The organism is Bradyrhizobium sp. USDA 3397 (assembly GCF_054060965.1).
Map to the genome: position 1 here is coordinate 2,874,576 of NZ_JBSSDS010000001.1, position 12,692 is coordinate 2,887,267.

The 12,692-nt window shown below is 65.0% G+C and carries 12 protein-coding genes and 1 pseudogene; 8 read left to right on the forward strand and 5 right to left on the reverse strand.

Features of this window, described 5'->3' with window-relative positions; translation table 11 throughout:
• Positions 1-2 precede the first annotated feature (2 nt).
• The 3 genes from ACVWYQ_RS13650 (at position 3) to ACVWYQ_RS13660 (ending at position 2,416) form a co-directional block, all read left to right on the forward strand.
• Positions 3-629 (forward strand): methyltransferase family protein, encoded by a 627-nt coding sequence (locus tag ACVWYQ_RS13650; RefSeq protein WP_271540733.1) that lies wholly within the window; start codon positions 3-5, stop codon positions 627-629.
• A gap of 133 nt (positions 630-762) precedes the next feature.
• The gene (locus ACVWYQ_RS13655; protein ID WP_025038081.1) at positions 763-972 is read left to right on the forward strand and encodes a hypothetical protein; all 210 of its coding nucleotides are present in this window, start codon (positions 763-765) and stop codon (positions 970-972) included.
• Between the two features lie 139 nt (positions 973-1,111).
• Positions 1,112-2,416, forward strand: coding sequence for a PQQ-dependent sugar dehydrogenase (locus tag ACVWYQ_RS13660; RefSeq protein ID WP_271540734.1), 1,305 nt, complete (start codon positions 1,112-1,114; stop codon positions 2,414-2,416).
• Positions 2,417-2,420: 4 nt separating this feature from the next.
• Here ACVWYQ_RS13660 and ACVWYQ_RS13665 read toward each other — a convergent pair whose 3' ends face one another.
• Positions 2,421-3,245, reverse strand: coding sequence for an aspartate dehydrogenase (locus ACVWYQ_RS13665; RefSeq protein WP_157284750.1), 825 nt, complete (start codon positions 3,243-3,245; stop codon positions 2,421-2,423).
• A gap of 71 nt (positions 3,246-3,316) precedes the next feature.
• A complete protein-coding gene (locus ACVWYQ_RS13670) occupies positions 3,317-4,234 on the reverse strand; it encodes a LysR family transcriptional regulator (protein WP_271540735.1) in 918 nt (305 codons plus the stop codon).
• A gap of 273 nt (positions 4,235-4,507) precedes the next feature.
• Between ACVWYQ_RS13670 and ACVWYQ_RS13675 the strand changes: the two genes are divergently transcribed.
• Positions 4,508-5,581, forward strand: a complete 1,074-nt coding sequence (locus ACVWYQ_RS13675; RefSeq protein ID WP_271540736.1) for a tartrate dehydrogenase — start codon at positions 4,508-4,510, stop codon at positions 5,579-5,581.
• Positions 5,582-5,738: 157 nt separating this feature from the next.
• Here ACVWYQ_RS13675 and ACVWYQ_RS13680 read toward each other — a convergent pair whose 3' ends face one another.
• On the reverse strand, positions 5,739-6,689 hold the full coding sequence (locus tag ACVWYQ_RS13680; protein ID WP_271540737.1) for a LysM peptidoglycan-binding domain-containing protein: 951 nt from the start codon (positions 6,687-6,689) through the stop codon (positions 5,739-5,741).
• Between the two features lie 172 nt (positions 6,690-6,861).
• Positions 6,862-7,341 (reverse strand): MarR family winged helix-turn-helix transcriptional regulator, encoded by a 480-nt coding sequence (locus ACVWYQ_RS13685; RefSeq protein WP_036024920.1) that lies wholly within the window; start codon positions 7,339-7,341, stop codon positions 6,862-6,864.
• Between the two features lie 107 nt (positions 7,342-7,448).
• On the opposite strand from ACVWYQ_RS13685, the gene ACVWYQ_RS13690 reads away from it, so the two are divergent.
• Positions 7,449-8,657 (forward strand): ABC transporter substrate-binding protein, encoded by a 1,209-nt coding sequence (locus ACVWYQ_RS13690; protein WP_456725704.1) that lies wholly within the window; start codon positions 7,449-7,451, stop codon positions 8,655-8,657.
• A 16-nt stretch (positions 8,658-8,673) separates the two neighbouring features.
• Positions 8,674-9,854: pseudogene (locus tag ACVWYQ_RS13695) on the forward strand (cytochrome P450).
• Between the two features lie 30 nt (positions 9,855-9,884).
• Here the strand turns inward: ACVWYQ_RS13695 and ACVWYQ_RS13700 are convergent.
• Positions 9,885-10,604 (reverse strand): hypothetical protein, encoded by a 720-nt coding sequence (locus tag ACVWYQ_RS13700; protein ID WP_275508419.1) that lies wholly within the window; start codon positions 10,602-10,604, stop codon positions 9,885-9,887.
• Between the two features lie 285 nt (positions 10,605-10,889).
• Between ACVWYQ_RS13700 and ACVWYQ_RS13705 the strand changes: the two genes are divergently transcribed.
• Positions 10,890-11,813: an ABC transporter ATP-binding protein gene (locus ACVWYQ_RS13705; protein ID WP_157284757.1), complete on the forward strand. Its 924-nt coding sequence runs from the start codon at positions 10,890-10,892 to the stop codon at positions 11,811-11,813.
• On the forward strand, positions 11,810-12,571 hold the full coding sequence (locus tag ACVWYQ_RS13710; RefSeq protein WP_036006407.1) for an ABC transporter permease: 762 nt from the start codon (positions 11,810-11,812) through the stop codon (positions 12,569-12,571). Before ACVWYQ_RS13705 ends, ACVWYQ_RS13710 begins: the two co-directional genes overlap by 4 nt.
• The last annotated feature ends 121 nt before the right edge of the window (positions 12,572-12,692 follow it).

Below are 12,692 nucleotides of genomic sequence, written 5' to 3' on the forward strand. Positions count from 1 at the left end.
TCATGTCTTTCGATTTCAGCAAGCTTCTCTCTGTCGCCTGGGGTGGCTGGACCACGACCTGGCCGACGCAACTGCTCGCCCTGATCTGGCTCGCTTTTCTGGTCAGCTGGGTCGGCGCCTCGTTCTGGCAGGGGCGAACCAAGAAGCAGGTCATGACGCTGGAGTCGCAGCGCTATCGCCTGCCGATCCTGGTCGGCGGCATCCTGTACACGCCGTTCATTGCGGAAGCCATGGGCTGGAAGCCGCTTTGGGTGCTCGGCAACACCGGCATCATCATCGCGGCGGTCCTCTCAGTCGCCGGCATCGCTTTCGCATGGTGGGGGCGGCTGCATCTCGGAAAATTCTGGTCCAACACCATCACCCAGAAGGAAGACCATCGCGTCATCGACACCGGGCCGTATGGCTTGGTGCGCCACCCCATCTACACCGGACTAATCTTCGGGATGCTGGTCACCGGCGTCGCGATCGGCTTGGTGACGACGATCCTCGGCGCCATCCTGATCTCGCTCGGCATGTGGCAGAAGGGCCGGATGGAAGAGGTGTTCCTGTCCAAGGAGCTCGGCGAACACGCCTATGGCGCCTATTGCCGCCGCGTTCCGATGATCATTCCGTTCACGTCGCCGCGGTGAGGGCGTCACTCTCCTGTCCAGACGCGCTGCGGTGCGTCCGGGGCACGAGTGCACGATCCGACTCGCCAAGGAACCACACCTCCGCTGGTCCGTTAGCCCTCGACATCTGTCAACGGCCGCAGAGCATCGAGCCATGTCGGACGCCTACGATTATTTTCGCGCACACGCGATCGCCGCCGTCCGCAAGGCGCGGGCGCTGCCCCCCGGGCGGACGAAGCAGAAGCAGCGCACGGTGGCGCGGGTCTATCATCTGCTCTCCAGGGAAGCGGCGCTGGCGCCGAACATCCGTCACTTGGATGATTTTCGCGCGGCACGACGGCTGGAGCGGCAGATCGGCCGTTGATCTCCGGGCCGACGCCGCGACCTGTCCCATGCAAATTCGATCGGCTGCCATTCCACGGGAATAGGCCCCTGCTGAGCTCCGCACAGGTTGACGTCGGCCCCGTCAACCAGTTGGATGCGCGCGCACACGGGGGCTTGTCATGACGTTTTCCAGCATCTTCGCGCAGTTCGTCGCCTTCATTGGCGGCATCGCGCTGCAATGGCGCAAGATGACGGGCACCGAGCCCACGCCGGCCTGGGGCGAAAAGCCCGCCATTCCCGAAGCGAAACCGCAAGGCGCGATCCCGACCTTGAAGATGCCGACCGCACGCGGCTGGCGCGACGGACAGAAGCCGATCGCTGCACCCGGGCTGAAGGTCGATGCATTCGCGACCGGTCTCGACCATCCGCGCTGGATCGAGGTGCTGCCCAATGGCGACGTGTTGATCGCAGAGGCAACGCAGATCGCGGGCGCCCCGCGCAGCGTGTTCCACTATGCGATGCAGGCGACGATGCGCCGCGCCGCCGCGCTCGGCGTCTCCGCCAACCGCATCACGCTGTTGCGCGACAAGGACGGCGACGGCGTCGCCGAAGTGCGCGGCACGTTCATGGAGAACCTGAGCCAGCCGTTCGGCATGGCACTGGTCGGCGACACTTTCTATGTCGGCAACACCGACGGCGTAATGGCTTTCCCGTACGTTGCCGATGCCGACCGCATCACAGCACCGGGCAAGCGGCTCACGACGTTCAAGCCTGCCGGCCACTGGACGCGCAGCCTGCTCGCCAGTCCCGACGGCAAGAAGCTCTATGCCGGCGTCGGCTCGCTTAGCAACATCGCCGAGATGGGCATGGAGGTCGAGCAAGGCCGCGCTGCGGTCTACGAGCTCGATCTCGTCGCCGGCACGCATCGCATCTTTGCGGCCGGCCTGCGCAATCCCGTGGGCCTTGCCTGGGAGCCGACTACGAAGGTGCTCTGGACCGTCGTCAACGAGCGCGACGGCCTCGGCGACGAGACGCCGCCCGACTATCTCACGTCCGTGCGCGACGGAGGCTTCTACGGCTGGCCCTACTGCTACTGGGGCAAGACGGTGGACGACCGCGTGCCGCAGGATCCCGTGATGGTCGCCAAGGCGATTCAACCGGACTATGCGCTCGGTGGCCACACAGCCTCGCTCGGCCTGTGCTGGATGCCCGCAGGCACCCTGCCCGGCTTCGGCGACGGCATGGTGATCGGCCAGCACGGCTCGTGGAATCGCAGCAAGCTGTCCGGCTACAAGCTGGTGTTCATCCCGTTCGCGAACGGCAAGCCGTCCGGCCCCTCGCGCGACATCCTGTCGGGCTTCCTGTCGCCGGACGAGAAGGAATCCTACGGTCGCCCGGTCGGCGTCACGATCGGTCCCGACGGGAAATCGCTACTGATGGCCGACGACGTCGGCAACGTGATCTGGCGCGTGACGGGGGCGTAGGAGCTCACGTCCCGACGCACAGCGTGGCGCGCTGCTTGCGGAGCAGCGCGATCACCGACAGCGCGGTGATCAAGCCGGTCTTGGGATTCTCGGACGGGATGTTCTCGATGCCCATCGAGAAGCGCGCCGAATCCGCCTCGACCTCGATGCGGTGAACGTTGCGTGTCACGGTCGGGTCGGCCCAAACCTGGATTTGGGTGCGATCAGGCCCGATGCCCGCGAGCGACAACGCAACGGCGACATTGACGTTGGCCGGAAAGCCCTTTGCCGCTTCGCGCGCGCTGCCCTCGAACAGCTTCAGCGGCTCGCGCAGATTGTCGATGTCGATCCTGTTCTGGACGATGAACGGCGCGCCCTTCAAGCCGTCAATCGGCTTGCGGGTCACCATCTTCACGGAATGGATGGTGCCGATTGCGGCGGCGTTGACGGCATCGAGGCCGATCAGCGCGCCGGTCGGCACGAGGATGCGGCCGCCATTGGCGCGGGCGAGATCGACGAGATCGAAATTGTCGAGCAGGCCGCCGACGCTGACCACGACGGCGGCCTTGCCGCGCTTCACCGCCGGCTCGACGATCGCACGCAGCTGGCTGCTCGGCGCGCATTCGACGACGATGTCGGCGGCATCGCCGAGCTGGGCGATCGGCAGGATCTTCGGCGGGTGGCGCAGGCTGTCGACGAAGGCTTGATGCTTGGCGGGATCCCGCACGGCCACGGCCGCGAGCGACAGGCCCTCGATGCCCTGATCGAGCGCGGCTGCAATCTTGGTGCCGATCGAGCCCAGCCCGGCAATGGCCACCCGCAATTCGCCTGAAGGCGTCTGATCCGTCATCACCATCCCTCTGTCTTGGCCTCTGTCTTGGCCTCTGTCTTGGCCTCTGTCTTGGCCGATGTCATAGCCGCTCACGCCTCCCGCGCATAGCTGCGCAGGCGGGCTTCCAGAACCGCCAGCATGGCATCGCGGGCCGGATCGCGCGAGCCACGCAGCCAGGCGGCGGCAAGCGGCAACCGGCCGACCGACCCGCTCTGCCTCAGTCGAAGCGGCACGAAGCGCACACCCGCCACCGCCATCCGTGCGGTCCAGCGCGGCACGATCGCGACCCCGAGCTTCGTTGCCACGAGGTTAATGATGGTCTGCTTCTCGTCGGCGACCTGCACGATGCGCGGCGTTAGGCCGGCCTGCTCGAACAGCTTGACCGTGAGGTCGTGGCTATCCGGTCGCGAGCGGCGGTCCGGCACCAGCATCGCCTCCTGGGCGATATCCGCGAGCGTGATCGCTTTGCGCCCGGCCAGAGCGTGCCGCCGCGGGAACGCAACGATCGCGCTCTCCTGAAGCAGGTCTCGGAATTCAAGTCGCTTGTCCGGCCGGTCAGGCGGACGCACGAAGGCGAGATCGATCGCACCGGTCAAAATCTTCGGCAGCAGCCGGACAGTCTTGTCTTCGAGGAGCTGCACCGCAATGTCAGGGTGCCTGGCACGAAAATCGCGCAGAAGCGGCGGCAACAGTCCGGCCGCTGCGCTGTCGATGGCACCGACCCGCAGCCGTCGCGCGGTCCCCGCGCGCAAGCGATTTCGGAAGTTGCTCTCGACAGCCTCGACCTTGGCGAGGATGGCGCGGACATCGCGCAGCAGCGTCGCGCCGTCCTCGGTGAGCTGCACCGCTCGCGTCGTCCTCGCAAACAGCCGCGTTCCAAAATGCTCCTCCAGCAGCCTGATCTGCCGGCCGAGCGCAGAAGGTAGCATCTGGAGCTGCTGCGCCGCGCGGCCGAAGTGCAGCTGCTCGGCCGTCGCCACGAAGCATCGGAGCTGATGCAATTCCATTCGCCGTCCTCTCGCCTCGCCAGACCGCGCTTGAAGCCTTGCGCGAGGTCGTCATGCCCGGGCTTGTCCCGGGCATCCACGTTCTTGGGCCGCGGGGAAAGGCGTGGATGGCCGGGTCAAGCCCGGCCATGACGCCGTGGCGGCCTCCCCAGGATTATATCATTTTTTTGTATAAACTAGCGCCGATTGAGTTTGCCCTGCGCTCCCGTCTAGATTCGCCCGCGACGCCGACGGCCGGATATGCCGGCCCGATCTCTCAAACGGAGCCTTCCCATGCGGACCCATTCGATCGCAGCCATTCCCGCCGACGGCATCGGCCCCGAAGTCATTTCGGCCGGGTTGCGCGTGCTGGAGGCTCTTGCAAAACGCAGCGGCGACATCGCTTTCAACGTCAAGACGTTCGACTGGGGCTCGGATTATTACAAAAAGCACGGCGTGATGATGCCGGCGGAGGGTCTCAGCGAGCTGAAGACGTTCGACGCGATCTATTTCGGCGCGGTCGGCGCCCCCGACGTGCCCGACCACATCACGCTGTGGGGCCTGCGCCTGCCGATCTGCCAGGGTTTTGACCAATACGCCAATGTGCGGCCGACCAAGATCCTGCCGGGCGTCGCCTCGCCGCTGCGCAATGTCGGCGTCGGCGATCTCGACTGGGTGATCGTGCGCGAGAACTCGGAAGGCGAATATGCCGGCATGGGTGGCCGCGCCCACAAGGGCCTGCCGGAAGAGGTCGGCACCGAAGTCGCCGTCTTCACCCGCGTCGGCGTCACGCGGATCATGCGCTATGCGTTCCAGCTCGCGCAGTCGCGCCCGCGCAAGCTGCTGACCGTCGTGACCAAGTCGAACGCGCAGCGCCATGGCATGGTGATGTGGGACGAGATCGCGGCCGAGGTCGCCGGCGAATTCCCTGACGTGACCTGGGACAAGATGCTGGTCGACGCCATGACGGTGCGCATGACGCTGCATCCGAAGAGCCTCGACACCATCGTCGCAACCAATCTCCATGCCGACATCCTCTCCGATCTAGCCGGCGCGCTGGCGGGAAGCCTCGGCGTCGCGCCGACCGGAAACATCGATCCGCAGCGCCGCTTCCCCTCGATGTTCGAGCCGATCCACGGCTCGGCCTTCGACATCACCGGCAAGGGCATCGCCAACCCGGTCGCGACGTTCTGGACCGGCGCGCAGATGCTCGAGCATCTCGGCGAGAAGGATGCCGCCTTACGGCTGATGGCGGCCGTCGAGCGTGTCTGCGCCGCCGGCGTGCTGACGCCGGATGTCGGCGGCAAGGCAACGACGAAGGAAGTGACTGATGCCGTGGTCGATGCGATTCACGGATCGAATGTTTGATCACGGCTCTACGTCATGGCCGGGCTTGTCTCGGCCATCCACGATCTTTCGTGCCGTGCCAAGCACGTGGATGCCCGGGACAAGCCCGGGCATGACGCGTTTGCGGAACGACTGCTCACTCGACAAGCACTGCGTCCCTCGGCGACAAGAGGGCCTCTTATTTTCGTCCAGCCGTCGCCGGAGCTGGCGAAGGAACCGCCATCGCGGCGGCCGGCTCGGGCGGTGTCAGGTGGCGGGGGACGATGATGGTCTGGCCCGGCGTCAGCTGCGCGTTCTCGGGCAGCGAGTTGCTCTGCGCCAGCGTCCACAGCGGCACGCGGTTGGCTGCGGCGATGCTCTCCATGGTGTCGCCGCGGCGCACCGGCACCCGCACGCCACTGTCCCACAATTCGACCAGCGTGTCCGCCGGCACGAGATAGCGCAGCGGCACGGCATCGGCCTGCGTTTGCGGCGGAATACGCGGCAGCTGCGTCACCATCTCGACGATCTGACGATGGATATCGTCGGACTTCTCGATGTTGATGTGGGTGACGCGCGCGTTCCGCTTGAGGTCATAGCTGGCGTAATGGCCGCGAAAGCCGGGAACAGCCACGACGTCGCCGCCGCCGAGCACGCTGTCGGACAGGAAGATGTTGATGAAGCGCTCGACGTTGAGGGGAACATCGCCGGTCGCTTGCGCGGGATCGATGGCGATGACGAGGCTGATCGGGATGTTCTCCTTGGCCGCCATCTCGGAGATGACGATCGAGCACAGCCCGCCCATGGAATGGCCCATCAGCACGATCGGCGCCGGCGATTCCTTATAGCTGGAGATGGCGCGATCGCCGATCCACCGGCAGATGGTGAATTCGTAGACGTTAGCCGAGAAGCCCGCCTTCGTTAGCTTCTCTTCGAGCCGATCCATGCCGGTCGAGAAGATGGGACCCATGGCGCCGCGGAACAGGTAAATTTTTGGCGGCGGCAACGGCTCGAACGGCGGAGGCGGCGGCGGCGCGGCGGGGGCGGTCGCGTTGGTCTTGGACTTCGGCGGTGAGGCAGCGGCCGTGCCGCTGCTCAAGGCGAGCAGCACGATCGCTGCCAGCGCGAGGAGTCGCCTCGAATGAATCATCAGTCCAGCAGTCCCACCCTGGGAGGCAGCGGCCTCCCCTGCCGGGCTTAGTGACCACCGATTGGGTGGATTTTGGGGCACGGAACCGACCATCTCTCGTCCGGCGCCCTCTCCGGCTGCCGCGCCGCGGGACGGGGCTGCGACCGTCGGCCTCAGGCGGGCCTCTCCCGGGCTAAAGCGGCAGCAGCCGGTTGAGCAATTCGAGGAGGGTGCGTTGCTCCGCCTCGGTGAGCGGGGCCAGCATCTTCCGGTTATAGAGCCCCGTCAGGCTTGCCCCGTCCTGAATGAGCTTGGCGCCCTTCGGCGTAAGCATCAACTCGACCGCGCGGCGGTCGGATTTCGAGCGGTTACGCTTGATGAAGCCGGACGATTCCAGCTCGTTCAGGATCTTGATCAGGTTCGGCAGGCGCAGGCGGAGCAGGCTGGCAAGGCTGCTGGGGGGAACGCCCGGATTGTCGCGAATGACGACGAAGATCGCATAGGTCGCGGGCGTAAGGCCCAGAGCGGCGAACTCCTCGTAGAAGCCTTCGAAGAACTTCAGCTGCGCGAGCCGCAGCATGAAGCCGGGCGTGCGCTGCAGCGCGCGCAAGTCCAGTGACGTCTCCGACGGTTGAGCGGGCTTCGCTCCGGGTCTGACTGCTTTCGGGCTCATGATCCTGGATCCGGCGGCCACAAGTCGGCCGAATTGACACTCTCGAAAATAGCTATAAAATATAACTATTATAGAGCGGCACCAAGACCGCCCAGGGGAGGGACACAATGAACAGCAAATTCCTGCATAAACTATGCATGGTGGCCGCGGTGCTGACCGCCGCACCGGCCTTGGCCCAGGACGTCGTGAAGATCGGCATCCTGAACGATCAATCGGGGCCGTTCGCGAGCTATCAGGGCATCGGCTCGGTCGTCGCCGCCAAGATGGCCGTCGAGGACTATGGCGGAAAGGCCGCCGGCAAGCCGGTGGAAGTCGTTGCGGCGGACCATCAGAACAAAACGGACATCGGCATCGGTATCGCCCGGCGCTGGTACGAGAACGAGAGCGTCGATGCGATCTTCGACATTCCGAACTCGTCGATTGCGCTCGCCGTGGCCGGCATGAGCGCCGAGAAGAACAAGGTCTTCGTCGGCTCGGGCGCCGGCACGGTGCTGCTGACCGGGGAGAAGTGCACGCCAAACACCGTGCACTGGACCTACGACACCTATTCCTACGGGCGCGGCCTCGGCAAGGCCATCGTGCAGCAGGGCGGCAAGAAATGGTTCTTCATCACCGCGGATTACGCGTTCGGCCATGATCTGGAAAAGCAGGCCGCGGAAGCCGTGAAAGCGTCCGGCGGTGAGGTGCTCGGCAGCGTGCGGCATCCGTTGGGCACGGCTGATTACGCCTCATTCCTGCTCCAGGCCCAGGCGTCGGGCGCGAGCGTCATCGCATTCGCCAATGCAGGGGACGATACCATCACCTCGATGAAGCAGGCCGCCGAGTTCGGGCTGACGAAGGATCACAAGCTGGTCGGATTGATCCTCGGCATGAACGGTCTTCCCGCGCTTGGGCTCAAGTTTGCGCAGGGCGCGCAGATCATGAATCCGTTCTACTGGGATCTGACCGACGGCACGCGTGCTTTCGCGAAGCGCTTCGCCGAACGCATTCCCTCGAAGGCCTATCCGAACGACATGCAGGCCGGCGTCTATGCCTCGGTCATCCACTACCTCAAGGCAGTCGACAAGGCCGGCGGCGCCAAGGACGGCAGGGCCGTGGTCGCGACGATGAAGCAGATGCCGACCGACGATCCGGTGTTCGGCAAGGGCTACATCCGCAAGGACGGCCGCAAGATCCATCCGCTCTACCTGTTGCAGGTCAAGGCTCCCGAGGAATCGAATTCGTCCTGGGATCTGCTGAAGGTCGTTGCCACGATCAAGGGCGAGGACGCGTTCCGGTCCGAGAGTGACGGTCAGTGCCCGCTCGCAAAGCAATAGCGGTTCGGAGCTGACCATGAGCGGCATTGCACCCAGTCCGATCGATCCGTTCGCGCCCGGCTTTCTGACGGATCCCTATCCCGCCTATGAGGCGCTGCGCGCAATCGGGCCGGTGTTCGAAGTGGAGCGCTACGGCGTGTGGGCTATGGCCTGCAATGCCGAGGTCGAAGCGGCCCTGAAGGACTGGAAAACGTTCATCAGTGGCGAGGGCGTCGGGCTGAACGGGATGAACCCGGCGCTGCCAAAGCCGCTGACGCTGCAGATCGATCCGCCCGACCACGACAAGGGCCGCCGCGTGCTCGGCCGCACGCTGTCTCCGGGCGTCGCAAGGAAGCTGCGCGAGACGTTCCAGCGCGAAGCAGAGAGGAAGGTCTCGGAGCTGATCGACAAAGGCACGTTCGATGCCGTGACCGATCTTGCGGAAGCCTATCCGATGAAGGTGTTTCCGGACGCGATCGGCATCCGCCCCGATGGGCGCGAGAAGCTGCTCGCCTGGAGCACGTTCGTATTCAACAGCTTCGGCACCCGGAGAACGAGATCCTCGCGGCGTCGCGGAAGGACGGTCTCGCGGCGCAGAGCTGGATCATGGAATGTTGTGCGCGCGATGCGCTACGGCCCGACAGCCTCGGCATGATGATCTACCAGGCGGCCGATGAGGGCGAGATCACCGAGCACGAGGCGACGCATCTGGTGCGGCCGTTCCTCACTGCCGGGATCGACACCACCGTCAACGGCATCGGCAATACCCTGCTCGCGCTCGCCACCCATCCGGACGAATATCGCAAGCTGCACGAGAAACCAGAGCTGGCACGCAACGCCTTCGAGGAAGGTCTGCGCTACGATTCACCGGTGCAGACGTTCTTTCGTACCACCTCGCGCGATGCCGAGATCGGCGGCGGCGTGATCCCGGCGCACCGTAAGGTGCTGCTGTTCATGGCCTCCGCCAATCGCGATCCCGCGCGCTGGGACAAGCCGGGCCGTTTCGACGTGGAGCGGGTTGCAACCGGCCATGTCGGCTTCGGCGCAGGCATCCACGCCTGCGTCGGCCAGATGATCGCGCGTCTGGAGGGCGAATTGATCTTCGGCGAGCTCGCAAGGCGCGTGAAGACGATCGAGTTCACGGCGGAGCCGAAGCGCAGGCTCAACAATTCCCTGCGCGGGCTGGAGAGCATGCCGGTTCGCGTGACGCCAGCTTAGGCGGCATCACGCGGCCGGATGCGCGACGGCTCAGTTCCGCGCCGGCGCCGTCGCCGCCGCAGCGCGCGCGGGCCGCGGTGCGCCGGGCTCGGCGACGGGAGCAGCCGGCGCGCGCGAGCGCATGATCGCGGCATTGATCTCGGCGATGACACGGCGCTGGATCGCCTCGTTCTTGTCGATCGAGACGTGGCCGACTCCGGTGCCGCGGACATCGACATTGTCGAGCTTGCCGCGGAACCCGGCCGCGGCCCGCACCGGCTCGCCGGGGCCGTCACCGATATAGATGTTGATGTAGCGTTCCGCGCCGGTCGAGAGCTTGGTCTTGAACACGGAGTCGAGGCCGATCGCGAGCTTCACGGGCACGCCGAGTTGGTTGAGCTTGGCGATCATGTCGGGCAGCGCGGTCGCACCGGAGGAATGGCCGACCAGGATGATGGTCTTGAGCCGACCGGCCTTGTAGGCAGCCGCCGCTTCATCGGCGAGCGAGGACCAGGACACGAAATTGGCGACGGTCACCGGGATGCCCTGCGCCTGGAGGCGGGCGCCGATCGTGTCGAGGCCGAGCGAGAAGATGTTGAGCACGCCGCGGAGCAGATAGACATGCGTGGTCGCCGCCGCGGCCTGGCTCGGCGCGGCCTTGGCGGTGGTCGGGCTGATGGCAACAGCTGACAGCAGGAGCAGGCCCATCGCCCAAACACGGAGGGCGGACAATTGGCTGGCGCCGGCGGTGTGACGGCCGTTCGGTCTCATCGATCTTTTCCCTGGAGACAATACGCTTCGCGATTGGCCGGAATCGTAGCCACGGCGCGCTCGCAGACGCAACAAAGAGGCGCGTGAGCGCCAATCTTAGCAGCAAGCCGTGACCATCGCGCAACACTTGCCCGGAACATGCCGCTAAAGCGCCTGTTTTGAGACCATTTTTCTCCGGGGAATTGCGGAGGGACAATGGCGTTCCTATTTCAGGGCTCCGCCGACCTGTCCTCCTGGATGGTCCGGCCCCTCCCCCAGCCTTTGCTCCTCAGCCTTGCGGCCATCATGTCTTCCATCATTTCCGTCGCCAATCTGTCGAAGACCTATGGGTCCGGCTTCAAGGCACTCAAGAACGTCAATCTCGACATCAAGCGCGGCGAGATTTTTGCGCTGCTCGGCCCCAACGGCGCCGGCAAGACCACGCTGATCTCGATCATCTGCGGCATCGCCAATCCGAGCGAGGGCCGCGTCCTGGTCGGCGGCGAGGACATCCAGGCCTCCTACCGCAAGGCGCGCTCGCTGATCGGCCTCGTGCCGCAGGAATTGCACACCGACGCCTTCGAGAGCGTGTGGGCGACCGTGAGCTTCTCCCGCGGCCTGTTCGGCAAGCCGAAGAACCCCGATCACATCGAGAAGGTGCTGAAGGCCCTCTCGCTGTGGGACAAGAAGGACAACAAGATCATCACGCTCTCGGGCGGCATGAAGCGCCGCGTGATGATCGCCAAGGCATTATCGCACGAGCCGCAGATCCTGTTCCTGGACGAGCCGACCGCCGGCGTCGACGTCGAGCTGCGCAAGGGCATGTGGGAGGTGGTGCGCGGGCTTCAGCAGTCCGGCGTCACCATCATCCTCACCACGCATTACATCGAGGAAGCCGAGGAGATGGCCGACCGCATCGGCGTCATCAACAAGGGCGAGATCGTGCTGGTCGAGGACAAGACCACCTTGATGCAGAAGCTCGGCAAGAAGCGGCTGACGCTGCACCTGCAGAGCAAGGTCTCGTCGTTGCCGGAAAGCCTCGCGCATTACGAGCTCGAGCTCTGCGACGGCGGCGCGACGCTGGTCTACGATTACGACACCCAGGGCGAGCGCACCGGCATCACCAGCCTGCTCGGCGACTTGCGCACCGCCGGCATCCGCTTCAACGACCTCGACACGACGCAATCGTCGCTCGAGGACATTTTCGTCGACCTCGTGAGGACGTCATGAACCACCGCGCCATCCGAGCCATCTACCTGTTCGAAATGGCGCGCACCTGGCGGACCCTGCTGCAAAGCATCGTCTCGCCGGTGGTCTCGACCTCGCTCTATTTCGTGGTGTTCGGCGCTGCGATCGGCTCGCGCATCAGCGAGGTCGAGGGCGTCAGCTACGGCACCTTCATCGTGCCGGGCCTGATCATGCTCTCGGTGCTGACGCAGAGCATCGCCAACGCCTCGTTCGGCATCTACTTCCCGAAATTCACCGGCACGATCTACGAGATCCTGTCGGCGCCGATCTCCTATTTCGAGATCGTGCTCGGCTATGTCGGTGCCGCCGCCACCAAGTCGATCATCCTCGGCCTGATCATCCTGGCGACCGCCGGGCTCTTCGTTCCATTGCATATCCAGCATCCGGTCTGGATGCTGGCCTTCCTGGTGCTGACGGCGGTGACGTTCAGCCTGTTCGGCTTCATTATCGGCATCTGGGCCGACGGGTTCGAGAAGCTGCAGATGATTCCGATGCTGGTGGTGACGCCGCTCACCTTCCTCGGCGGCAGCTTCTATTCCATCGACATGCTGCCGCCGACCTGGCGCACGGTCGCGCTGCTCAACCCGGTCGTCTATCTGATCTCGGGCTTCCGCTGGAGCTTTTACGAGATCGCGGACGTCAGCGTGTCCGTCAGCATCGGCATGACGCTGGCCTTCCTGGTGATCTGCCTGGTCGTGATCTGGTGGATTTTCCGAACCGGCTACCGGCTCAAGAACTGACCACGCTGCACTCGCGAAAATGTCAGCGCCTCCGGCCGGCGCGGCACAAAGCGGCCTTGCTTACGCCTGCCATCACGTTAACGATGGACAGGCTGGCCGCTGGAACCAACGCCGGGCTGCA